25 protein-coding genes and 1 pseudogene are annotated in these 23,026 nt (G+C 62.2%); 14 read left to right on the top strand and 12 right to left on the bottom strand.

Features of this window, described 5'->3' with window-relative positions; genetic code table 11:
* Positions 1 to 151: 151 nt before the first annotated feature.
* The 6 genes and pseudogenes from J5M71_RS04720 to J5M71_RS04695 all read left to right on the top strand — a co-directional run.
* The gene (locus tag J5M71_RS04720; protein ID WP_207830294.1) at positions 152 to 1,081 is read left to right on the top strand and encodes a LysR family transcriptional regulator; all 930 of its coding nucleotides are present in this window, start codon (positions 152 to 154) and stop codon (positions 1,079 to 1,081) included.
* 117 nt (positions 1,082 to 1,198) lie between these two features.
* Entirely contained in the window at positions 1,199 to 2,269 is a 1,071-nt protein-coding gene (locus J5M71_RS04715) for a C45 family peptidase (protein WP_207830292.1), read from the top strand.
* Between the two features lie 52 nt (positions 2,270 to 2,321).
* On the top strand, positions 2,322 to 3,656 hold the full coding sequence (locus J5M71_RS04710; protein ID WP_207830289.1) for an MFS transporter: 1,335 nt from the start codon (positions 2,322 to 2,324) through the stop codon (positions 3,654 to 3,656).
* A gap of 665 nt (positions 3,657 to 4,321) precedes the next feature.
* Positions 4,322 to 4,936, top strand: coding sequence for a hypothetical protein (locus J5M71_RS04705; RefSeq protein WP_207830638.1), 615 nt, complete (start codon positions 4,322 to 4,324; stop codon positions 4,934 to 4,936).
* A gap of 193 nt (positions 4,937 to 5,129) precedes the next feature.
* Positions 5,130 to 5,372: a hypothetical protein gene (locus J5M71_RS04700; protein ID WP_207830286.1), complete on the top strand. Its 243-nt coding sequence runs from the start codon at positions 5,130 to 5,132 to the stop codon at positions 5,370 to 5,372.
* Positions 5,369 to 5,452 (top strand): annotated as a pseudogene (locus J5M71_RS04695) (exodeoxyribonuclease III); the annotation flags it as partial. The gene J5M71_RS04700 and the pseudogene J5M71_RS04695, both read left to right, overlap by 4 nt.
* An 81-nt stretch (positions 5,453 to 5,533) precedes the next feature.
* Here J5M71_RS04695 and J5M71_RS04690 read toward each other — a convergent pair.
* From J5M71_RS04690 to J5M71_RS04665, 6 genes are all read right to left on the bottom strand, one after another.
* The gene (locus J5M71_RS04690) at positions 5,534 to 5,677 is read right to left on the bottom strand and encodes a hypothetical protein (RefSeq protein ID WP_207830284.1); all 144 of its coding nucleotides are present in this window, start codon (positions 5,675 to 5,677) and stop codon (positions 5,534 to 5,536) included.
* A 44-nt stretch (positions 5,678 to 5,721) separates the two neighbouring features.
* Entirely contained in the window at positions 5,722 to 5,967 is a 246-nt protein-coding gene (locus J5M71_RS04685; protein WP_207830282.1) for a hypothetical protein, read from the bottom strand.
* Positions 5,967 to 6,431, bottom strand: a complete 465-nt coding sequence (locus J5M71_RS04680) for a hemerythrin domain-containing protein (protein ID WP_063913538.1) — start codon at positions 6,429 to 6,431, stop codon at positions 5,967 to 5,969. The genes J5M71_RS04685 and J5M71_RS04680 overlap by 1 nt, the downstream gene beginning before the upstream one ends.
* A 123-nt stretch (positions 6,432 to 6,554) precedes the next feature.
* Positions 6,555 to 6,998: a YetF domain-containing protein gene (locus J5M71_RS04675; RefSeq protein WP_087500755.1), complete on the bottom strand. Its 444-nt coding sequence runs from the start codon at positions 6,996 to 6,998 to the stop codon at positions 6,555 to 6,557.
* Between the two features lie 9 nt (positions 6,999 to 7,007).
* Positions 7,008 to 7,514, bottom strand: coding sequence for a hypothetical protein (locus J5M71_RS04670; protein ID WP_207830280.1), 507 nt, complete (start codon positions 7,512 to 7,514; stop codon positions 7,008 to 7,010).
* Positions 7,515 to 7,527: 13 nt separating this feature from the next.
* A complete protein-coding gene (locus J5M71_RS04665) occupies positions 7,528 to 8,031 on the bottom strand; it encodes a CinA family protein (protein ID WP_207830278.1) in 504 nt (167 codons plus the stop codon).
* 183 nt (positions 8,032 to 8,214) lie between these two features.
* Here J5M71_RS04665 and J5M71_RS04660 point away from each other — a divergent pair, with 183 nt between their 5' ends.
* Positions 8,215 to 8,448 (top strand): PLDc N-terminal domain-containing protein, encoded by a 234-nt coding sequence (locus tag J5M71_RS04660; RefSeq protein ID WP_207830276.1) that lies wholly within the window; start codon positions 8,215 to 8,217, stop codon positions 8,446 to 8,448.
* A 305-nt stretch (positions 8,449 to 8,753) separates the two neighbouring features.
* Complete coding sequence (locus J5M71_RS04655) at positions 8,754 to 9,236, top strand: glycine zipper domain-containing protein (RefSeq protein WP_207830274.1); 483 nt, start codon at positions 8,754 to 8,756, stop codon at positions 9,234 to 9,236.
* 161 nt (positions 9,237 to 9,397) lie between these two features.
* On the opposite strand, the gene arsJ is transcribed toward J5M71_RS04655, so the two are convergent.
* The 5 genes from arsJ to J5M71_RS04630 form a co-directional block, all read right to left on the bottom strand.
* Positions 9,398 to 10,627 (bottom strand): organoarsenical effux MFS transporter ArsJ, encoded by a 1,230-nt coding sequence (gene arsJ / locus J5M71_RS04650; RefSeq protein ID WP_207830272.1) that lies wholly within the window; start codon positions 10,625 to 10,627, stop codon positions 9,398 to 9,400.
* A gap of 9 nt (positions 10,628 to 10,636) precedes the next feature.
* On the bottom strand, positions 10,637 to 11,641 hold the full coding sequence (locus J5M71_RS04645; RefSeq protein WP_207830269.1) for an ArsJ-associated glyceraldehyde-3-phosphate dehydrogenase: 1,005 nt from the start codon (positions 11,639 to 11,641) through the stop codon (positions 10,637 to 10,639).
* Positions 11,642 to 11,664: 23 nt separating this feature from the next.
* Positions 11,665 to 12,381, bottom strand: coding sequence for an arsenical resistance protein ArsH (arsH, locus tag J5M71_RS04640; protein ID WP_207830265.1), 717 nt, complete (start codon positions 12,379 to 12,381; stop codon positions 11,665 to 11,667).
* A gap of 4 nt (positions 12,382 to 12,385) precedes the next feature.
* Positions 12,386 to 13,447, bottom strand: a complete 1,062-nt coding sequence (arsB, locus tag J5M71_RS04635) for an ACR3 family arsenite efflux transporter (RefSeq protein ID WP_207830262.1) — start codon at positions 13,445 to 13,447, stop codon at positions 12,386 to 12,388.
* A 115-nt stretch (positions 13,448 to 13,562) separates the two neighbouring features.
* Positions 13,563 to 13,919, bottom strand: coding sequence for a metalloregulator ArsR/SmtB family transcription factor (locus tag J5M71_RS04630; RefSeq protein WP_063913529.1), 357 nt, complete (start codon positions 13,917 to 13,919; stop codon positions 13,563 to 13,565).
* Positions 13,920 to 14,344: 425 nt separating this feature from the next.
* Here J5M71_RS04630 and J5M71_RS04625 point away from each other — a divergent pair, with 425 nt between their 5' ends.
* The 3 genes from J5M71_RS04625 (at position 14,345) to tcuB (ending at position 18,030) form a co-directional block, all read left to right on the top strand.
* Positions 14,345 to 15,265, top strand: coding sequence for a LysR family transcriptional regulator (locus J5M71_RS04625; protein ID WP_063913528.1), 921 nt, complete (start codon positions 14,345 to 14,347; stop codon positions 15,263 to 15,265).
* A 148-nt stretch (positions 15,266 to 15,413) separates the two neighbouring features.
* Complete coding sequence (gene tcuA, locus J5M71_RS04620; protein ID WP_207830259.1) at positions 15,414 to 16,868, top strand: FAD-dependent tricarballylate dehydrogenase TcuA; 1,455 nt, start codon at positions 15,414 to 15,416, stop codon at positions 16,866 to 16,868.
* A complete protein-coding gene (gene tcuB, locus J5M71_RS04615) occupies positions 16,849 to 18,030 on the top strand; it encodes a tricarballylate utilization 4Fe-4S protein TcuB (RefSeq protein WP_063913526.1) in 1,182 nt (393 codons plus the stop codon). Before tcuA ends, tcuB begins: the two co-directional genes overlap by 20 nt.
* 60 nt (positions 18,031 to 18,090) lie before the next feature.
* Here tcuB and J5M71_RS04610 read toward each other — a convergent pair whose 3' ends face one another.
* Positions 18,091 to 18,984, bottom strand: a complete 894-nt coding sequence (locus J5M71_RS04610; protein ID WP_016714082.1) for a LysR family transcriptional regulator — start codon at positions 18,982 to 18,984, stop codon at positions 18,091 to 18,093.
* Between the two features lie 147 nt (positions 18,985 to 19,131).
* On the opposite strand from J5M71_RS04610, the gene J5M71_RS04605 reads away from it, so the two are divergent.
* The 3 genes from J5M71_RS04605 (at position 19,132) to J5M71_RS04595 (ending at position 23,026) form a co-directional block, all read left to right on the top strand.
* On the top strand, positions 19,132 to 20,211 hold the full coding sequence (locus J5M71_RS04605; RefSeq protein ID WP_082888347.1) for a 4-oxalomesaconate tautomerase: 1,080 nt from the start codon (positions 19,132 to 19,134) through the stop codon (positions 20,209 to 20,211).
* A gap of 73 nt (positions 20,212 to 20,284) precedes the next feature.
* Positions 20,285 to 21,598, top strand: coding sequence for a C4-dicarboxylate transporter DctA (gene dctA, locus J5M71_RS04600; RefSeq protein WP_207830256.1), 1,314 nt, complete (start codon positions 20,285 to 20,287; stop codon positions 21,596 to 21,598).
* A 123-nt stretch (positions 21,599 to 21,721) separates the two neighbouring features.
* Positions 21,722 to 23,026 (top strand): citrate:proton symporter, encoded by a 1,305-nt coding sequence (locus tag J5M71_RS04595; RefSeq protein WP_063913523.1) that lies wholly within the window; start codon positions 21,722 to 21,724, stop codon positions 23,024 to 23,026.

The raw sequence follows: 23,026 nt of genomic DNA, 5'->3' as shown, positions 1-23,026 counted from the left end.
GGAAAAAATCCCGAGCCCGTATTTGCCAAGGTGCAAGCAGCGGACCTTGCCGTGCCTATTCAAATCGCCGGCATTTGCGGGTTTGATAGGAGGGGCAGATACTCGCCACCCTCGCATCACTCCCACCGTTTGTGCCGAACAGGAAGAAACCATGGACAAGATGATGGCCCTGACCATCTTCGTCGCTGCCGCCGAACACGCCAGCTTCAGCCGTGCGGCCGAGCAACTGGGCAAGACGCCGTCGGCCATCACCAAGGCCGTGGCGCACCTGGAGAGCGAACTGGGCGTGCGGCTGTTCGAGCGCACTACCCGGCGCATGGCGCTGACCGAGGCGGGTACCTTGTACCTGGAAGGCGCGCGTCAGGCGTTGATGCACCTGCAACGGGTGACCGAGGAAGTGGAGCAGTTGCAGCACGCGCTGCGCGGCACCCTGCGCATTACCGCACCGCCGTCGTTCGGCCCGGCATTTCTCAACCAGGTGTGTTGCCGCTTCATGCGCGAGCACCCGCAGGTGCGCCTGGAGGTCAACCTCAATGATGCCAACGAAGACCTGATCGATGGTGGCTACGACCTGTCGCTGCGCGACGGCCCCACCGACCAGCCGGAGCTGATCGCCCAGCCGCTGATCGAGAACCGCGTGATCCTTTGCGCCAGCCCTGCCTACCTGGCCCGACATGGCGAGGCGATCACCCTGGAGAACTATGCCCAGCACGACTGGCTGCTGCTGCGCCACCCGCTGCTCAACCGCAGCTTCTGGTGGATCGAACACGGCGGCCAGACGCTGCGTGTGCGCCAGCCCACCCCCCGCCTGGTGAGCGACAACTTCGACTTCCTGCTGGCCTGCCTGCTCGATGGGCAGGGCTTGCAGTTCGTACCCACCTGGTGCGCCGCGCCCTACCTGGCCAACGGGCAACTGGTGGAGGTGATGCCTGATTACTGGCGGGCCCTGAGCGCGTTTGGTCCTTGGGTACACGTGCTGTACCTGCCGCACCGGCGCAATACCCGCAAGGTGCAGGCGTTCATTGCCTTGCTGCATGAACATTTGCACGGGCAGGGGGCGCAGGCGCTGGCGTGGGGCTGAATTTTTCCAGCGGGGCACAAAAGTTGTGCGGGTTGTGGCGATGATCGATCGGGGGGCGCCTCGTTAGGCTAGCGGTGCTTGCCTGACCACCCCGGCCTGTACCAGGAGTCCCCCGCCTTGAAGATCCACACCCATGTCAGCGACATCCACCACCCGCTCGAGCGCGGCCACCAGATTGGCGCGCGCTTCGCCGAACAGATCCGTACCACCACTGCACTGTACCTGGGCTTTTTCCCACGGGTTGGCGTGCCCTTGAGCGAGGCGCAACGCATCGGCGAAAACAGCCTGGCTGCCCTGGAAACCTGGAGCCCGGGCCTGGCCGCTGAAGTGGTCGGCATGGCCCGCGGTGCCGACCTGCCGCTGTGGCAACTGGCGAGCCTGAACGCGCGCACCGAAGTGCTGGCGGCCCGCACCCGCCACAGTGAATGCTCCACCACCGTGCATGCACCCCGTGGCGCGCGTGTGCCGCAGACCCTGCAGACCTGGGACTGGCATGACAGCCTGTGCCCCCATGGTCTGATGCTGGCGCTGCACACCGAACGCGGCATGCTCGTCAAACTGTTCTGCGAATTCGGCATGCTCGCCAAGCTGGGTGTGAACAGTGCGGGCCTCGGTCTGCACTTCAATATTCTCCACCATGCCAGTGACAACGACCATGGTGGTGTGCCGGTGCACGCCATCGCCCGGCGTCTGCTGGAGGAGGCCAGCAGTGTCGAGGAGGCCATCGAGCTTGCCCGGTCGGCGCGGGTCAGTGCCTCTACCGTGCTGACAGTGTTCTCCCGGCAGGACAGCAGCCCGCGCGCAGCCAGCATCGAACTGAGCCCCGCGCGCACTGCCCTGGTGCTGCCACGAGAAGACGGCTGGCTGCTGCACACCAACCACTTCCTCGACCCACAACTGAGCCTGGGCGAGCAGGTCGCCGACCGTGCCGATAGCCAATGCCGCCTGGGCCACCTTGAGCAGGTGGTCGGCCAGATGGCCAGCGCTGACCTGCGTGCCCGGGCCGAGGCCATGTGCGGCGCCGAGGGCGACCGTGCGCCGATCTGCTTCCACCCGGACATGGCCATGCCCGATACCGAGCGCTGGGAAACCTTGCTCAGCGTCGGCATCGACACCGAACGCTGTGCCCTGCAGTACGTAGCCGGTACGCCTGTGCACCTGGCCAAGGCCGGCTTCGACACTTTCTGAGCCAACCCGGTGCCGCCAGCCAAGGCGGCACCGCCGAACGAGAACAACAACAATGCATGCGCACCATTCCCACCCTGCGTCATCCCGCTCCGCCTTGCGAACCTTCTGTGTCTCCGGCCTGGGGACGGCGCTGGAGTTCTACGACTTCATCATCTACGGCACTGCCGCTGCACTGGTGTTTCCCCAGGTGTTCTTCCCGCACATGGACCACCTGACCGCCACGCTGGTGGCCTTCAGCGCCTTCGGTGCGGGCTTTCTTGCCCGACCGTTGGGAGGGCTGGTGTTTGGCCACTTCGGTGACCGCATCGGCCGACAGAAGGTCCTGGTCGCGACCTTGCTGCTGATGGGCATGAGTACCTTCCTCATCGGCTGCCTGCCCGGCCATGCCAGCGTCGGCGTGGTCGCGCCGATCCTGCTGGTGCTGCTGCGCCTGGTCCAGGGTTTTGCGGCAGGCGGGGAGTGGGGGGGCGCCGCGCTGTTCGGCATCGAGTCTGCGCCACCGGGGCGGCGCGGGTTGTGGGGCAGCTTCACCAGCATGGGGATCGGCGTGGGGGGCATCCTCGGTGCTGGAGTGTTCGCCATCGTCAGCGCGGCCTTCGACGACAACCTGGTCGATTTCGCCTGGCGCATCCCGTTCTGGCTGGGTGGCACCTTGGTACTGATCGGCCTGTACGCGCGCCTGAGGGCGCCGGCAGCGGCCACTGCGTCACTGACCAAGCCCGTGCGTGCGCCGTTGACCGAGGCCCTGCGCCAACGTCCGCGGCAGCTGTTGTTGTGCACCGGGATCGCCTTCGGTTACTGCACCATCGCCTATATCGGCAGCACCTTCTTCCTGACGTACGCCACGCAGGTGGGTTTCGGCAGTACCGAGGCGCTGATGTTCGACCTGACGCTGTCGGTCGCCATCGTGCTGTCGGCACCGTTGTTCGGCTACCTGTCGGACCGCCTGGGGCGGCGCACGGTGATGAGCTTCGGCGCAGCGGCCATGGCCCTGGGGCTGTTCGTGTTCTTTTCCCTGGTGGGCATGAAGAGCTTCGCCATCGCCTTGTGCGCCTACAGCCTGACCGGCCTGCTGATGGGCGCGACCCAAGGGCCCATCCCGGCCTTCCTCGGCGAGCAGTTCCCGCGCAGCATGCGCTATTCGGGCATCTCGGCCAGCTATCAGGTCGGCGCCGCGCTGGGTGGCGGCACCGCCTCGAGCGTTGCCACGGCAATCCTGATCCTCACCGACCATGACCCGCTGGGCGTGGCGCTGTATGGCGCGGGGGCACTGGCACTGGTCGCGGTGTGCTCGCTGATGTTGCGCGAGACATCGCGCTTGAGCCTGGCGCAGATCGATGAGGAGGCGCCGGGGCATCAGGCGTCAGCGGCTTTGGGCACTCATTGACGGTACCTGTGCTGCCTGGCAGCACCCGGGCCGAGTTGCGGGCGCTGTCAGGCTGAAGGCGACAGATGGGTCGTTGGCTGCGCCTGGCGATCGGAATGGGGCTGTTTTTGGCCCGACTGATGGCACTTCAGACACGGCCCGCCGCAAAAGGAGAACTGCAAAATAGCGGAGTAGAGCATTCAAAGTCGCTTGTGAAGTTTGGATCCAGTTGCCGTGAAAACTTTCCATTCGGTCAAACTATAACAACTTAGCAAACTAACTAACTTGACTAAGTGTACCGCCTGTCGGTCGTTTTGCCTGAGAAATGAACGATTTGGGCGAGGCTGACTCCTATTTGCCAGCAGGTGCTTTCAACAAGATCGCACCTGGTGCCTTTCCCCCAGAACTTATGGACGTTCAACCTCATCGGCATCGCAGGGATGCTCATGGGGCTTTTTTTTTTCGAACCAGTGGAGCAATGCCATGCCCAACCGAGGCTCTTCGGGTGAGCCACCGTGTGTATTAAAAACGATCTGCTATTTCAACTAACGATTTGAATTTGGTCTTGCCGCTGCGATTAAAACGTTCGCGCGCCTATTGCAAGGTCATCTAGCGCTAACGCATTACGTGGAGAAAACGTCGTGGAGATTAATACAATTATTAGCCTGTTCGGGCAGAAAGAATCCATGGAGCTGGTGCGGTTGTCGGTGATTTACGTTCATTTACTGGCCTGTTGCATTGCCATCGGCCTGGTATTCGCCAGTGACGCCGAGATGGTCAGGAACTTGTTGAAAGGCCATAAAGGGGCCGGGCATGACAGTCAGCATATGACGCGCTTGCAGAAGTCCGTGGCCAATGCCCTGATATTCCTGTGGCTCACGGGCGCCGCAGTGATTGGAATTGACTACCTTGATAAAGGTATGAACTATTTTGCCAATCCCAAACTTCAAGCGAAAATCATTATCGTCATGTTGTTGACCTTTAACGGCATGTTGTTGCATCGCTATGTTTTGCCTGCCCTGCTCAAAGCGGGAAACTTGCTCGACCTGAATTTCGGCGTGCGGATGTTCGCGCTGTTCTCCGGCGCACTGTCGGGTGTGTCCTGGCTGTATGCGGCGATGCTGGGCGTCGGTCGCCCACTGGCCTGGAAATACTCGCTGACCGAGTTGCTGCTGGCCTATCCGGTGATGATCCTGCTCGGCTTTGCCATGATGGCTGCCCTGACCCAGTGGGCACGCAACCGCAGCCAGGCCGAACCGGTTCAAGCGCCTGTGTGGCGACTGGCTGGCATTCCTACCTGATTGCCTGAGTAACGCTTCAAATACGCCGTGAACCGGGAAACCTGGTTCGCGGCAAGCTCGTTTCATGCGCCGAGGCTGGGCGGGCAACTTCAGGATCTCGACATGGCCATACAAGACAGGCCAATGGCGTTGAATTTGAACGTCGCTGCGTGGTGGAGGCTCTTAATGCAAAGGACACCTTGAGGGCCCCATCATGAGCATTGACCGCAGCATCCCCGAGCTCGAGGCCTGGTACGCCCAGTACGACGACATCAGTTACCGCCGTGAGTCGCCGGATGCCTACCACCATGAACTGCTGCGCACCGCCGAGGCCCTGCGCGACGATGGGGCCATCGATTGGGACGACTGGCTCGCACTCAAGGCATTGGCCGATGACGCCCATGTACGTGCTCTGGAAGATGCCGTGCAGGCCCACGTCAGCGACCCCGACGCATGAAAGCGCTGAAGATTGCCACGTTCAACATCAACGGCATTCGTAGCCGACTGCCGGCACTGCTGGCCTGGCTGGAGCGGGAGACGCTTGCCTCCTTGCGCAGGATTGGGTGACTGGGGGCGGCATTGCCGGCGAAGCAGACAACGCCGCTCGATGGTTGAGCCTCAGCCGTCAGACTGTTCCTCCGGCGGCACCTGGCCTTCGGGCCAGTCGGGTGCTTCCTGCTCCTGTTCTGGTTCAGGTACAGGTTCGCCCGGGTTGTGCGGTATGTCGTCCACGTAAGGGTCAGGGTTGTCGGGTTCGATCATGGTTTGGTCCCTCGCCGTTGGGCTCTCGGGTTTGTGAGCGGGCGTCAGCCCGACTCCACAGCAGCATTTTTCTTCCAGCCCCGCAGGTTCATGGCGCACAGGCAACCCTGCAGGAGGATCAGCGCCCAGGCTTGCGCCTGCCACCCCCAGATGGCCCACAGCACATTGCTGGCGATGAAGCAGCAGAAACCCAGCTTGCGCCGGCCAGGGCGCCGCGAACCGATGCACCAGGCGGCAAGCACCGTCAGGGCCATGGCCGGCCAGTCAAGCAAGTCGATCCAGTCCTCCATCACGCGGCACGCTGTTCGCCCTTGAGCAGCTTTTTCTGCGCCTCCATGGCCTGTCCGAGCTTGTCCAGTTCCTGTTTGCCCAGTAGTTTGCGGGCGGTCGGGAACAGCTCGCTTTCTTCTTCCTCGATATGGTGTTCCAGCAGTTCCTTCATGACCTTGACCCGCCCGGCGAACTCGACGGTGCCGGTCTCGGTCTGCAGCAGGTCCGGCAGCACCAGCGAGTCGACGGTGCGGTGCTCCTCCTTGGCTTCGTAATACATTTTCGCTTCTTCCTTGCCGCCGGCCTGCTTGATGGCCGGGTACAAGATTTCTTCTTCCAGCGCGGTATGGATGGTCACTTCCTGCTTGATGCGTTCGAGCAGCTCGGCGCGCTTCTTCACCGCGCGCTCGGTGGTGGAGGAGAGTTCCTCCAGCAGCTTTTTCACCAGCTCATGATCCTGGATCAGCAGTTCGATAGCGTTCATGAAACACCTCTTCAGGGTTGGAAAAATCACGATTGCCTTCGATGGAGTAAGGCGCGTGCGACAAGGTTCAAAGCGGATGATCAACGTACCGGGCCGCAGCTGCCTTGTACCCGGCAGGTAGGGTCACTCCTGCGGGATGATCGAGATCTTGCCGTTGCGCTCGACGATGGCGAACTTGATCTGCCCGACGCTTTCGATACCCTGGCTGTCCCGGGCTGATTCGAGAATGTCGTCTTCGGTCAGCCGTGCCCGCCGCATTCGGTGGTGGAGAAAGCGCCCCTGATCCACGACCAGTGTCGCGTGGCCATCGACCAGCCGGGCCAGGCGCCTGGAGTTGAGCTTGGCCAGTGACAGGCCGACATCCAGAACGATCAGCGTGGCGATCACCAGCATGGCGTTGGTGAATGAGAAGTCCTCGCCCAGCAAGGCCTGCTGGGTCGCCTCTCCAATGATCAGCAGCAGGACGAAGTCGAAGGTGGTCAGGTCGGCCAGCGAGCGCCTGCCAGCCACGCGAAACAGCAGCATCAGCGCGATATACATGCCTGCCGCACGGAGAATGGAGTCCATGTCGCGCTCCTAGGGGTAGAGAAAGGTCGAGAAATGCACTGTGCTGCTCGGGCCAGCCCTGACAACACCTTCGAGCGTGCCGACGTATTCGCTGCGCAGGGTCAGATAAAGAGTGGTGATCCCTTCTTTGCTGGTACCAAGCTGGAGCAGGAGCGACCGGCCTTGGGAGCGCGATGCTTGCGGTTGTGGCTGCAGCGTTTCGATGCTGGCTTCGCGCAGCAGGGTGCCCCCGAGCAACAACATCACAGGCTCCCCTGCGGTGCCGCGAACCGTGATACGCAGTTTGTCGGTGGTGCCGCTGCGGCTGAGACGCTGATAGTCCACCTGTACCCGGCCGTCTTCACTCGAGACCTGTGCGTCACTGAGCGGGCCGTTACCGAACAACCCGGCCAGGGCCAGCAGCACGATCAGCACCAGGGCATACCATCCGACCCGTTCGAAACGCCACACCCGCTGCTGCATCCGCATGTCTTCCTCGACGGGATGGCGCCTTGAAACCAGCTCCTCTTCGTCCATGCTCGCAGCCCCCTCAGGCGCGCTCACCGCGCAGCCAGCGTTGGTGGTAATGGGCCAGGTGCGACAACCCGTAGAGTGCACCCTGGCGCATGACCTCCGCGCGCTCGCCAAAAAAGCGCTGGCTGCGAGTGAACACGGCCAGCGGCTCGCCGGCAAATGCCCAGGCGAAGCACACGGTGCCTGGGGCGATGGCATCCTGCGGCTCCGGCCCGGCGACACCCGTGCTGGCGATGGCGACGGTGGCGTCGCTGTCTTTCAAGGCGCCAAGCGCCATCTCCCAGGCTACGGCCTCGCTGGTCAGACCGTAGCGTTCGATAGTCTGGGGATTGACGCCGAGCAGGCGTTTCTTGGCACTTGGCGAGTACACCACGTAGCCGCTTTCCAGCACCTCGCCGGTACCGGGTACTGCCGCCAGCAGCGCAACCATGGCGCCGGCCGTGCAGGATTCTGCGGTGGTCAGCAGCAGCTTGTGGGCCTTGAGGTAATCGAGGGCCTCGCGTACAGGGTCGGTCGCCATGGCCGGTCACTCGTGCGTTGTTTTCTGGTGGACGTGTTTCTTGCGGGGTTGGTTCATTGCTTGTGAGCCATTCATCGATGTCAGGTAAAGCTCCCTGAACTTTGTTGCGACTGCTGGCTTCCTCTTGGTAGGAGGACGCGCGAGCCGCGTACTGCTGCCGGATCAAACAGAGGAGAGGGGATCATGACCGAGCCTCTGGCGTATTTCTGGATCGCCGTTGCGGCGATCATTCTGTTGGTCGATCTGTGGGCCATCGTCAGTGTTTTTCGCAGCGACAAGTCCGAGGTGACGAAGGCGATGTGGGCGCTGTTGCTGTTGGCGCTGCCTGTTGTCGGCCTGGCCATCTGGGGTGTGCTCGGGCCGCGTGGAATCAAACGCGGCACGGGGCCATCTTCGCCTGAACACAGCAAGGGATAGGAGGGGAGATGAAGAAAGAAGCGATGACAACTCGCAGCGCAAACGTTAAGTCGGCCTGGGCAGTTGCGCGGTCGTTGCAGTACCTTCGCTTGTTTCGCGGGCACGCAAAGGACTGATCAGAAGCCAGCTTCGCCGCCAGCTGCTGGGACCGCAATTAGCCTACGACCGTTGAAAATTCCTAAAGTTTCAATTTAAAAACAGCAACTTAGAAAATTTTCTCAAGCCGTGTTACTCGTCGGATTTTCATTGTAAGCCCCCTTCCAGAGCCTCAGGATCGCCTCGGTATCCCTTTGAGGCTTTCACAAATGAAGTACTCCTCGATTCTCTTGTTGTCACTTGGCCTGCTTAGCGGTGTTGCTTCGGCAGGCGGTAATACCGAAGCAGGTATAGGTGGCGCATTGGGTGGAGTATTGGGCTCGGTAGTCGGCCAGTCGATCGGCGGCAGCACCGGCTCGGCAATCGGCGCAGGCCTGGGTGGCGCGGCCGGTAGTGCGGTGGGCGCCAACAAACACAGCCGTGGCGAGGCGGCCATTGGCGGCGCCTTGGGTGCAGCTGGCGGTAATGTGGTAGGTCGCAAGATGGGCGGCACTACGGGCAGCATGATCGGCGCAGCGGCCGGTGGCGGTGTGGGTGGTGCCTTGGGCAACCACATGGGCCGGGACTACGATGATGAAAGTGGGCATCGCTACCGTGATTATGACGACGATGATGACGATCGGGGCTGGCGTCGCCACCGTCACGACCGTGGCCATCACTATGGCTGGCGCAAACACCGCCACGACGACTGACCCTGGCGTTACAGGCCCATCGAAAGGGCTGGCCGCAGGAGCTGCGGCCAGCCAGACCAATACCAGCAGCGCTAAGGCGGTGGCTTGAAACCAGCGAACGGCGTACCAGGTTCGGGTAATGTGATTCAAGCGCAGCGCGCCAGTCCTCGGCAAAGCGGGGGCTAGCGCGGAGCAACCACGGTGGTGTGCCGTGGCAAGGCGATTGAAATCAGGGCAGCCAGCACAACGAAGGCCGTGGAGATCCACAGGCAGGCTTGCAGCCCGTAAGCCTGGAATACCCAACCGGAAAGCAGCGTACCGACCAGCCGCCCTAGCGCGTTGGACATGTAATAGAAGCCCACATCCAGCGATACCCCGTCTTCCTTGGCATAACTGACTATCAGGTAGCTGTGCAGCGACGAGTTCACGGCGAACAGCACGCCGAACAGCATCAGCCCGCCAAGCACCACCACCTGAGCCGACCAGCCTGCCGACAGGCCCAGGGCGATGAGCGCAGGCAGCCCGGCAAGGGCGATCGCCCAGATGAAAGCCGCCCGACCGTCGGGCACATGGCCGCGCTTCTTGCCAGTGATGTGGGGGGCAAACGACTGAACGATGCCGTAGCCGATTACCCATGCAGCCATGAAGCCGCCGACCAGCCAGAAGTCCCAGCCAAAAGCCGTGCTCAGGTACACCGGCAATGCCACGACGAACCAGACGTCACGGGCGCCAAAGAGAAACAGCCGTGCGGCCGAGAGGATGTTGATGGCCCGGCTCTTGGACAGCACGTCGCGGAACTTTGGTTTGGCCTTGGCTTTGCCCAGGTCCTTCTTCAGCAGGATCAGACTGCCCATCCAGATCAATGCCAATACTGCCGCCATGGCCAGCACCGCCAGGGTGAAGCCGAGCAGGGCGAGCAGGGCGCCGCCAAGGAAGAAACCCACGCCTTTGAGCGCGTTTTTCGATCCCGTCAGGATGGCCACCCACTTGTAGAGGGTGCCTTGCTGGCTGTCCGGCACCAGAAGCTTGATGGAGCTCTTGGCACTCATCTTGTTCAGGTCCTTGGCGATGCCGGACAACGCCTGGGCGGCCATCACCCAGGGTACTGTCAGCCAGGCTGACGGTACCGTAAGCATCAGCAACGCCAGCACCTGCATGCCCAGGCCGATGTTCATGGTGCGGTTGAGCCCCAGGCGGGCGCCAAGGTAGCCGCCCACCAGGTTGGTGATCACGCCGAACACTTCATAGAACAGGAACAGCGCCGCGATCTGCAGCGGCGTGTAGCCCAACGAATGGAAGTGCAGTACCACCAGCATGCGCAACGCGCCGTCGGTGAGTGTGAAGGCCCAGTAGTTGCCGGTAACCAGCAGGTACTGACGCACTTGAGCAGGCAGGGCTGACAACGCCATCATGTTTGCCGTCTACTCCGCCAGGCCGACCATTCGGGCCAGCTCCGCTGCACGGTTGGCGTAGCCCCACTCGTTGTCGTACCAGGCGTAGATCTTCACCTGGGTGCCATTGACTACCAGGGTCGATAGCGCATCGATGATCGAGGACCGCGGGTCTGTGCGGTAGTCGATGGACACCAGTGGTCGCGCTTCGTAGCCCAGAATGCCTTTCAACGGGCCTTCGGCAGCCGCCTTCAGCAACGCGTTGACCTCTTCAGCCGTGGTCTCACGCGCCACTTCGAACACGCAGTCGGTCAGCGAGGCGTTGGCCAGCGGTACACGCACGGCGTGACCATTCAGCTTGCCGCGCAGCTCAGGGAATATCTCGGCGATTGCGGTAGCCGAGCCCGTTGTGGTCGGGATCAGGCTCATGCCTGAGGCACGGGCGCGACGCAGGTCCTTGTGCGGCGTATCGAGGATGCTCTGGGTATTGGTCAGGTCGTGGATGGTGGTGATCGAGCCGTGGCGGATACCCAGGTTCTCGTGAATCACCTTGACCACCGGGGCCAGGCAGTTGGTGGTGCAGGACGCGGCGGTGACGATACGGTGTAGCGCCGGATCGAACAGGTGCTGGTTGACCCCCATCACCACGTTCAGCGCGCCTTTCTCCTTCACCGGAGCGCAGACCACCACGCGTTTGACGCCCTGATCCAGGTAGGCCTGGAGCACGGCTACCGACTTCATCTTGCCGCTGGCCTCGATGACCAGGTCGCAGCCCGACCAATCGGTGTCGGTGATCGCCTTGTTCGCAGTGACCTTGATGCGCTTGCCGTCGATCACCAGCGCGTCGCCTTGTGCCCCGGCTTCACGATGCCAGCGCCCGTGGACCGAGTCGAAGTTGATCAGGTGGGCGTGGGTCTCGGCGTCGCCGGCCGGGTCATTGATCTGGACGAATTCGAATTCCGGCCAATCCCAGGACGCCCGCAGCGCCAGGCGACCGATACGGCCAAATCCGTTGATGCCTACTTTGATTGCCATGTTCCTGTTCTCGAGTGGGGACTTCAGATGGATCGTTGATTGACACGCCTGGACAGTTCTTCGGCCGACTCCTTGCGCTCGGAGTAGCGGTCGACGAGGTAGCCGGCGCGGTCACGCAACAGCAGGGTGAACTTCACCAGTTCTTCCATGACATCGACGACACGGTCGTAGTACGGGGACGGTTTCATGCGGCCCGCTTCGTCGAACTCCAGGTAGGCCTTGGGCACTGACGACTGGTTAGGGATGGTGAACATGCGCATCCAGCGGCCCAGCACGCGCAGCTGGTTGACCACGTTGAACGACTGCGAACCGCCGCACACCTGCATGACCGCGAGGGTCTTGCCCTGGGTCGGGCGCACAGCGCCCATGCTCAGGGGGATCCAGTCGATCTGCGACTTGAACACACCGGTCATCGCGCCGTGGCGTTCCGGCGAGCACCAGACCATGCCTTCCGACCACAGCACCAGGTCGCGCAGCTCCTTGACCATGGGGTGGTCTTCGGGGGCGTCATCCGCCAATGGCAGGCCGGACGGGTTGAAGATTCGCGTCTCGGCACCGAAGTGCTCCAGCAGGCGGGCCGCTTCCTCCGTCAGCAGGCGGCTGAAGGAGCGTTCGCGGGTCGATCCGTACAGCAGCAGGATGCGCGGCTTGTGGGTGGACTGCTGGGCGATCGCCAGTTTTTCGGCGGATGGCAGGTCGATCAGTTCGCTGTCGATGTTGGGGATAACATGTTCGCTCATGGTTCTACTCCTGGGACAAGGCACCGGACGCCTGATCGAACCAGCGGCGCTTGAGCCACCAGGCCACGCCAACCAGCGAGATCAGTACCGGCACTTCCACCAAAGGCCCGATGACGGTGGCAAAGGCGACCGGCGAAGCAAGGCCGAAGGTGGCGATGGCCACGGCAATGGCCAGTTCGAAATTGTTGCTTGCCGCGGTAAAGGCCAGCGCAGTGGTGCGGGGGTAGTCGGCTGCCAGCAGCTTGCCCATCCAGAAGCTGATGAAGAACATCACCACGAAATAGATGGTCAGTGGGATGGCGATGCGCAGCACATCCAGCGGCAGTTGCAGGACCATGTCGCCTTTCAGGCTGAACATGGCCACGATGGTCAGCAGCAACGCCACGAGCGTCAGCGGGCTGATCTTCGGAATGAACTGCTCCTGGTACCAGGTTGCGCCCTTACTGCTGATCAGGATCTTCCGGGTCAGGAAGCCGGCCAGGAACGGGATACCCAGGTAGATCAGCACCGATTGGGCGATATCGAGGAAGCTGGTCTCGATGACGCTGCCCTCCAGGCCGAACAGCGGGGGCAGCAGCCCCAGGAAAATCCAGGCGTACACACTGAAGAACACAATCTGGAAAATGCTGTTGAAGGCAACCAGGCCGGCCACGTACTGGTTGTTGCCGCCGGCGATCTGGTTCCACACCAGCACCATGGCGATGCAACGTGCCAGGCCGATGAGGATAAGGCCGGTCATGTATTCGGGCCTGTCGGAAAGAAAAACGACCGCCAGCCCGAACATCAGCACCGGGCCGATCACCCAGTTCTGAATCAGCGACAGGGCGAGGATGCGTTTGTCCTTGAAGACCTGCGGCAACTCCTCGTATTTCACCTTTGCCAATGGCGGGTACATCATCACGATCAGGCCGATCGCGATGGGGATGTTCGTCGAGCCCAGCGACAAGCTGTTCAGCCAAACCGGCAACCCTTGGAACAGGCTGCCCAGGGCGATGCCAAGGCCCATGGCCAAAAAGATCCAGACCGTCAGGTAGCGGTCGAGGAAGGAAAGTCGGCTTTTGCTCATGGTGTATCTCCCTGAACGTCAGAGCGTTCCGATACGTGCCAGCTCGCCTTGAGCTGGGTGGCATCCAGTTGTTCGAAAGGCAATGTGAAAAATGCCGTGTTTTTCTCGGCAGTGGTCAGCAGCAGGTAGCGACGCGCTGAGGGCGGTCACCCATGCTGTCCAGTCGTTTGGCGCTGGTGTTCAACCAGTCGCGATTGGCCTCCAGCGTTGTTACCAGGACATCGCGTACCCAGGTGGGCAGTTCTGGATGCAGGCGGTAGTAGACCCACTGGCCTTGGCGGCGGTCTTCAAGCAGGCCGCAGGTACGCAGTTGTGCCAGGTGGCGGGAGACCTTGGGTTGGCTTTCTTCCAGGGCGCAAATCAGTTCACAGACGCATAGCTCTTGCTCGCGAGCGATCAGCAGCATCATCCGAATGCGGTTCTCGTCGGCGAGGCATTTGAAGACCTGGGTCGGGGTCAGCGAGTCAGTCATGGCAGTTCTCGGTGTTTGCTCTTCATGCTTGAAATATATGGTTTTTCAAATATACGAATTTTCGCATGTATTGCAAGGCCTGCCAGATTGATTCCTGCAGACGAAAAGAAGGCCTTGCAGGAGATCGGCCAGCTTGTGGGCTGCGCTGACGCTTGGCGAACTGAATTCGCAAGCAGTCCGCGTACCCTGTGGGAGCGGCTTTAGCCGCGAAGAATCCAACGCGGTGGATGGCACCGGCTGCGCCGGTGTTCGCGGCTAAAGCCGCTCCCACAGGGTCCCTGCCAATTCAATGAGTCATGTGCGGTTCCATGAGGGCGGGCCAGTCCGTTCCACCGTAGCGTCCTGTCGATCAAGGCTTGAGCGCCCACGCTGTGCAAATACGGTTAACATGCTCCAGGCCTGCCCCCATCGTTGAAGAGAGTTGTATGGAGTTACGTCAGCTTCGCTATTTCCTGAGTGTTCTGGAGTACGGCAGTCTTGGCAGGGCGGCGGTCGAGCTCGGGGTCGGCGCCTCCGCACTGAGCCAGCAACTGTCGAAGCTGGAGAGCGAGGTGAGTACCCGGCTTTTGACACGTTCGAGTACCGGCGTCTCGCCGACGGCGGCGGGCCTGGCCTTTGAATACCATGCGCGCCTGGCGCTTCGTCAGGCGGAGCATGCTGTGCTGGCAGCACAGAGCGGCCGCATGAGCGGCTACGCCAGCGTGGGGTTGGCACCGACCACCGCATCGATTCTTGGCCTGGCGTTGATCGACAGGATGCGCGAACGCTATCCGGACATCCGCCTGCACCTGGTGGAAATGCTGTCTGGCTATCTGATGAACCAACTCAATGCCAGGCACCTTGACCTGGCGGTGCTGTTCCAGACAGAGACGGGACCGCGGCTGGATGTCCGGGCGCTTCTGACGGAGCGGCTGTTCGTGCTGGTTCCCGCCCCGCTGGTCAAGGCCGAGTGGGGCGAGTCGCTTACATTGCAACAGATTGCGACGCTCCCCTTGGTGATGCCCAGCACCCAGCATGGTCTGCGTACGACATTGCGCTCGATTTTCGAACGGGCCGGGCTGGAGGCCAGCATCGTCATGGAAGTCGATGGTCTGTCGCTGTTGATGGATTGTGTCTGTGCGGGCCATGCCGCCACCATCCAGCCCGGCGCCACGGTGGCCCGGGCGCATCAGGCGGGCTTGCGCGTGTTTGCCATCGATGAAGCACAGGCGCAGCGTCGCAATGTGATTGTCAGCCTGACCGATGACGAGCTCTCGCCGGCCGCGTTGGCGACACGGATCGTACTGCAGGAGGTCGCTCGGGATCTGGTGGAGCAGGGCCGATGGCCTGGGGCCCGGTTGCTATGACCCAGACTGTGGGTTCATTCATCCAACCCCTTTAGAAAAACTGAATGCCTCCCCCCGACGATCGCGTTTCGCACCCTCCGGGCACTCATTAAAGTCCGTGGCCACGAGGAGCACCCGAACATTCGGCTCTTCGTGACCTGGAGGCGAAATGATCGATGTGCTAGTCATCGGAGGGGGCAATGCCGCCCTCTGTGCCGCGCTGATGGCGCGAGAGGCCGGAGCCAGCGTGCTGCTGCTCGAGGCCGCGCCCCGCGCCTGGCGTGGTGGTAATTCACAACACACCCGTAACCTGCGCTGCATGCATGATGGCCCGCAGGACGTGCTGGTCGAGGCTTATCCGGAGGAAGAGTTCTGGCAGGACCTGCTGAAGGTCACCGGTGGCCAGACTGACGAAAAGCTCGCGCGTCTGGTGATTCGCGCGTCCTCCAGCTGCCGCGGGTGGATGCGCCGCCATGGTGTGCATTTCCAGCCCTCGTTGTCGGGTGCGCTGCACACCGCACGGACCAATGCCTTCTTCATGGGCGGCGGCAAGGCGCTGGTCAATGCCTACTTTCGCAGCGCCGAAAACCTCGGGGTACAGATCCGCTACGACACGCCTGTAGCCGACATCGAACTGCAGGACGGACGCTTCGTTGCGGCCCATGTGCCGGCGCGTGAGGTTCAGGGGCGGCAACTGCCCGCCGAGCGCATCGAGGCACGCACCTGTGTGCTTGCCGCCGGCGGTTTCGAGTCCAACCGCCAGTGGCTGCGCGAGGCCTGGGGGCAGAACGCGCGAGGGGAGTGGCCTTCAGACAATTTCCTGATCCGCGGTACGCGTTTCAATGACGGGGTCTTGTTGCGCCGCATGATCGAACAGGGTGCCGACACGATTGGCGACCCGACCCAGGCGCACATGGTGGCGATCGATGCTCGCGCTCCGCTGTACGACGGCGGCATCTGCACGCGCATCGATTGTGTGTCGCTGGGCGTGGTGGTCAACCGCGACGGCCAGCGCTTCTATGACGAAGGCGAGGACTTCTGGCCCAAGCGCTATGCCATCTGGGGGCGTCTCGTGGCCCATCAGCCCGGGCAGGTGGGGTTCTCGATCATCGACCAGAAAGCGCTCGGTCGCTTCATGCCGCCGGTTTTCCCCGGTGCCACCGCCGACAGCCTGGAGGCGCTGGCCGGCCTGCTCGGTTTGCCTGTGCAGGCCTTCCTCGAAACCGTACATGCCTACAACCAGGCCTGCCAGGTGGGCACTTTCGACCACACCCGGCTGGATGACTGTCACACCGTGGGCCTGGAGCCGGTGAAAAGCCACTGGGCGCGCCCGATCGATACACCGCCTTACTACGGTTACCCACTGCGTCCTGGCGTGACTTTCACCTATCTGGGGTTGCGCACCGATGAAACTGCCGCGGTCCATTTCGACAGACGTCCCAGTCCGAACCTGTTCGTTGCCGGCGAGATGATGGCGGGCAACGTACTGGGCAAGGGCTACACCGCAGGTGTCGGCATGTCCATCGGCACCGCCTTCGGCCGTATCGCCGGGACCAGCGCCGCTGCGGCGGCAGGTTACGAACATCCAGAAAAAGAGAATCGCCATGACCGTGCAACTGCCTGAACCACGCCAGCCTGATGCCGCCCGGCCGGCCCTCGCACTGATCCCGGTGTTGAACCTGGAGGAGCGGGAAGTGGACCGGCAAATGCGGATCTGCAACGCCTGCCGATACTGCGAAGGCTTCTGCGCAGTATTCCCGGCCATGACCCGCAGGCTGGAGTTCGGCAAGGCCGACATCCATTACCTGGCCAACCTGTGCCACAACTGCGGCGCTTGCCTGCACGCCTGCCAGTACGCCCAACCCCACGAGTTTGCCGTCAACGTGCCCCAGGCAATGGCCAAGGTGCGCGGGCAGACTTACGCCGAGTACGCCTGGCCGGCCCTCTTCGGACGGCTGTATCGGCACAACGGCACCTATGTCGCCACTGCATTGGCCGTCGCCTTGTCGCTGTTCTTGCTGCTGACCTTGTACGTCAACGGCACGCTGCTGCCCGGGCGGTTGGCGGGGAACTTCTATGCGGTCTTCCCGCACAACGCTCTGGCGCTGATGTTCGGTAGTGTCTTTGCCGCTGCAGGTGTGGCCCTGGCGGTGGCGGTACGACGTTTCTGGCGCTCGGTCTCGCCTGCCGAGGCGCTGGCGCAACCGGCCAAAGGGGCAGTGTTCGAGGCATCAAGCGCAGCGTTGACCCTGAAATACCTGGACGGCGGACACGGCCAAGGTTGCAACAATGCCGATGATCGCTACACGCTCTGGCGCCGGCGCTTCCATCACTTCACCTTCTACGGCTTCATGTTGTGCTTTGCCGCCACGGTGGTCGCCACCGGGTATCACTACCTGCTGGGCCAGCAGGCGCCGTACCCGCTGCTGAGTGCACCGGTGTTGCTCGGAACACTCGGCGGCATTGGCTTGATCGTCGGGCCGGCCGGGCTGTTGGCGCTGAACCTGCGCAGGGCGCCGGAGCAGGGCGATGTTGCCCAGCGGCCCATGGACCGGGCGTTCATCCTGCTTCTGCTGCTGGTCAGCGCCACGGGCCTTGCGTTGCTGGGCCTGCGTGATACCGCAGCGATGGCGATCCTGCTGGCGATCCATTTGGGCACTGTGATGGCGCTATTCGTCACGCTGCCCTATGGCAAGTTCGCTCATGGCCTGTTCCGCAGCGCGGCACTGCTGAAGTTCGCGATCGAGAAACGCCGGCCCAACGCCCTGGGGCTGGGAGGAGAGTGAACCATGGACGCCGCCGGTTTTTCCCCTGTGCCGCGCCGCGCGAAACGCAAGGCGTTTCGCTTATCGGTTGGGCCACTTGTCCAGCAGGATCGACACGAACTTCTCCGCTGCTGGCGACAGCGACGCCCCGCGGCGATAGACCAACCCCAGGGTGCGGGTGACCTGGGGTTCGATCAGCGGCACGCTGACCAGCGTCGGGTGGTCGGCGTTGGGCATGGCCAGGCTGGGCATGGCCGACACGCCCAGCCCGGCCTCGACCATGCCCAGCGAGGTGGACAGGTGCTGAACCTCATAGAACCACTTGGGCCGCAGATTGAGCCCGGACAGGGCATGGTCCAGCAGCATCCGGTTGCCGCTCAGTCGGCCTACGCCGATCAGGCGGTAGTCGGCCAGTTCTGTCCAGGTGACGGCTTCGCGGTTCGCCAGCTTGTGGTCCCTGCGGCAGGCCAGCACGAAATGCTCCTGTACCAGGGAGACGAATTCGATGTCCGGGTGCTGGCCGCTCATCATGTTGATGCCGAAATCGGCCTCACCCCGCAGCACGGCTTCGAGCCCGTCGTTGGCGCTGAGGTCCAGCAGACGAATGCGGATCTTCGGGTATTGCTCGTTGTAGTCGCGGATCACCGACGGCAGGAAATAGAACGCCGCGGTCGGGATGCAGGCGAGGGTGACCTGGCCGGTCTGTCGCTCGGCAAGTTCGCGAATGCTCAGGATCGAGTCCTCGAAGTCATCCAGCAGGCGCCTGGCCTTGGGCAGGAAGTCACGCCCGACGCTGGTCAGGCTGACGCGACGGGTGGTGCGTTCCAGCAACGACGTGCCCAAGCCTTCCTCGAGCTTCTTGATCCGTCGGCTCAAGGCAGGCTGGGACAGGTGCAGCGCTTCTGCGGCTTCGTGGAAGCTACCGAGTTCGGCGATTTTCACGAAAGATCGTATGTCTTGCAGCTCATATTCCATCTCGGTTCGCTCTTGGCATTGGGCTCTTTATTGATGCTCAAATCGGAACAATGACTACGATATTTGCATTGGATTGATTTATCCATCCCTGTCAATCTTTTGTCCACAGCATCAATGATGTCCATTGATCAACAAGAGTGCGAAATCATGCAACGAATTCCTTGCGTACTCATGCGCGGCGGCACCTCCAAGGGCCCCTTTTTCCATGCATGGGACCTTCCTGCCAATGTGGTCGAACGCGACGAATTGCTGATCAACCTGATGGGTTCCGGGCATGAACTGGAAATCGACGGTATCGGTGGCGGTAGCCCGCAAACCAGCAAGGTAGCGATTGTCAGCCCCTCGCTGCATGCCGACGCCGATGTCGACTACCTGTTCGTGCAGGTCATGGTCGCCCAGCGCCGGGTCGATACCGCGCCCAACTGCGGCAACATGCTGTGCGCCGTTGGCCCGTTCGCCATCGAACAAGGCCTGGTCAAAGGCCAGGACGGCAAGACACTGGTGCGTATTCGCAACCTCAACACCGGTACTTTCGTCAATTCGCTGGTGGAAACCCCCGGCGGCATCGTGCGCTACGAAGGCCGTACGGCGATCGATGGCGTACCGGGCACTGCCGCCCCGGTGCACCTGACTTTCCTCGATGCGGTCGGCAGCAAGACCGGCAAGCTGTTCCCGACTGGCAAGGCCAAGGATGTGATCGATGGCGTATCGGTCACCTGCATTGACATGGCCATGCCGATGATGGTGATTGAAGCCAGCCAGCTGGGTGTCACCGGCTCGGAAACCCCGGCCGAACTCGACGCCAACGTCGGTCTGCTCGAGCGCCTCGAGGCGTTGCGCCTGAAGGCCGGCAAGGCCATGGGCCTGGGCGATGTCAGCGGTATGGTCATCCCGAAGCCGGTGCTGGTGTCCAAGCCCCGCTATGACGGCACGTTGCAGGTTCGCTACTTCATGCCGCACAACTGCCACCGCGCCCTGGCCATCACCGGCGCGATAGGGTTGGCGACTGCCTGCGTCAGCCCCGGTACGGTCATCGGCGAACTGCTGGGCGAGGGCGCCGAGCAACTGGCCGAGGTACGCCTGGAACACCCAAGTGGCGGTATCGATGTCGCGCTGTCACGCAGCGGTGCCGATGGCAAGACGATTCAGGCCTCGGTGGTGCGAACTGCCCGGCGGCTGTTCTCAGGCTTCGTTTACGCCCCTACATTCCGCAGGTTGGCGGGGTAAGCCCAGGCGGTAGCCCAGACCTGTACATTCGCAACAAGCGCATCCGCACAATTTGAACAATGGGTGATGCCTCATGAGACTTGCCAAATCGCTGTACTTCCAGATCCTCTGCGCCGTCCTGCTGGGCGTGGTGGTCGGTCACTTCTGGGCGCAACAGGCCGTTGCGCTCAAGCCTCTGGGTGATGCGTTCATCAAGCTGATCAAGATGATGATCGCGCCCGTGGTCTTCTGCACCATCGTCACCGGTATCGCCGGCATGACCGACAAGCGCTCCCTGGGGCGTTTGATGAGCAAGACCTTGCTGCTGTTCCTGGTACTGACCGTCGTCAGCCTCATGATCGGCCTGGCAGCGGTATACCTGTTCCGCCCGGGCGTCGGCATGAACATCGACCCGGCTACGCTCAGCACCGAGGGGCTCGGCCAGTACGCCGCGTCTGCGGCGAAGCTCAGCGTGGTCGACTTCTTCATGCACATCATTCCCGACACGTTCATCGGGGCGTTCAGCAAGGGTGAAGTGTTGCCGGTGCTGTTCATCGCGGTGCTCAGCGGTTTTGCCCTGTCGTCCATGGGCGAGAAGGGCAAGCCGGTACTCGATGTGCTGGAGTCCGCCTCGACCATGGTGTTCCGCATTTTCGGCTACCTGATGCGCTTCGCCCCGGTCGGTGCCTTCGGTGCGCTGGCCTTCACCGTCGGGCAGTACGGCGTGACGTCCCTGGGCGCACTGGCCAAGCTGGTCGGTACGCTCTACATCGCCTGTGCGTTTTTCGTGCTCGTGGTGCTTGGCGGCATCTGCCGTGCCCATGGCTTCAGCCTGTGGAAGCTGCTGCGCTATTTCCGCGAGGAGTTCCTGGTGGTGCTCGGCACATCGTCCACCGAGCCTGTACTGCCACGCATGCTGGAAAAACTGGAAAAGCTGGGCTGCAAGAAAGGTGTGGTCGGGCTGGTGCTGCCAACCGGCTACTCCTTCAACCTCGACGGTACTGCCATCTACCTGTCGCTGGCGGCGGTGTTCATCGCCCAAGCCTGCAACATTGATCTGAGCCTCGGCCAGACGGTGACGATGCTGGCGATCATGCTGTTGTCGTCAAAAGGCGCCGCGGGTGTGACCGGTAGCGGTTTCGTTGCGCTGGCCTCGACCTTGACCGTCATTCACGACATCCCGCTTGCAGGGCTTGCCTTGCTGATCGGCATCGATCGCTTCATGTCCGAGGCGCGTGCCCTGACCAGCCTGGCCAGCAACGCCGTGGCCACCGTGGTCATCTCACTGTCTGAGAATGCCTGTGAACGGGAAACCTTGCTGCGCCGCCTGAACGGCACCCCGGCTGCACCGGACGTGGCGGACACTGTGCCGGCCGACTGGTCTGCCGAGCCTAGGCATCACGGCTGAAAGCCTCTTCTACCTCCCATTGTTGACTTAGAATCCCACTCAGCATCCCAGCGATGTCGAGTGGGGTAGGGGGCCGTCTGCCTTGGCGATGGCCGCAATAGAATAAAAACAAGAGATAAGACCATGCTCGCACTCCTGGGCCTGATCATGGTGGTGACCTTCACCTACCTGATCATGAGCAAACGCCTGTCACCGATCGTTGCGCTTACCGTAGTACCCGTTGTCTTTGCAGTGATCGGTGGCTTCGCCCCCGAACTGGGCAAGATGATGCTCGATGGCTTGAAAATGGTGGCGCCTTCGGCGGCCCTGTTGCTGTTCGCCATCCTGTTCTTCGGCCTGATGATCGATGCCGGCCTGTTCGACCCGTTGATCCGCAAGATCCTCAAGCGCGTCAATGGTGACCCGATCAAGATCGCCATCGGTACTGCGCTGCTGTCCCTGCTGGTGGCGCTCGATGGTGACGGCACCACCACCTACATGATTACCTGCGCGGCCATGCTGCCACTGTACAAGCGCATCGGCATGAACCCGATGATACTGGCAACGGTGTCCATGCTGTCGCTGAGCATCATGAGTGGCATGAGCCCCTGGGGTGGGCCGGCCACCCGGGCCATTGCCGCGCTCGGGCTGGATGCGACCGAGTATTTCATTCCGATGCTGCCGACCGTGATCGGCGGAGCGGCCTGGGTGGTGTTCACCGCCTACCTGCTGGGCCGCGCCGAGCGCCGACGCATCGGCAACATCGCCCTGGAGTCCGGTGGCGGCAACTGCTACATCAAGGAAATCCTCGGTGATAACCCGCACAAGCGCCCACGGCTGGCGTATGTGAACCTGGTGCTGGTGATTGCCGTGATGACGGCTCTGGTGATGGGTGTCATGCACGCGGCACTGTTGTTCATGATCGGTTTCGTCGCGGCGCTGATGATCAACTACCCGCAGCTGGATCTGCAGAAGGAGCGCATCCTCGCCCATTCGGGCAACGCCATGACCGTGGTGCTGCTGGTGTTCGCCGCAGGCATCTTCGCGGGGATCTTCTCTGGCACCAAGATGGTCGATGCCTTGGCGCAGACCCTGGTCGACTGGATTCCCGACGCGTGGAGCCACTGGTTCCCGCTGGTGGTGGCGCTGACCAGCATGCCGCTGACCTTCGTGCTGTCCAACGACGCCTATTACTTTGGCGTGGTGCCGATCCTTGCCAACGCCGCGGCCGCCTATGGCATCGACCCGGTTGAAATCGCCCGCGCCTCGGTGCTGGGGCAGCCGGTGCACCTGATGAGCCCGTTGGTGGCCTCGACCTTGCTGCTGGTGGGCATGGTCGATCGTGACATCGGCGACTTCCAGAAGGCCACTGTGAAATGGGCGGTGCTGACATCGCTGGTCATCACCGCGCTGGCCTTGGTCACGGGGGCCTTGTCCTTCTTCGTCTGA

It is taken from the genome of Pseudomonas sp. 43(2021) (assembly GCF_017490805.1).
Classification (GTDB): Bacteria; Pseudomonadota; Gammaproteobacteria; order Pseudomonadales; family Pseudomonadaceae; genus Aquipseudomonas.
This window is presented reverse-complemented; position numbering and strand designations above follow the sequence as displayed.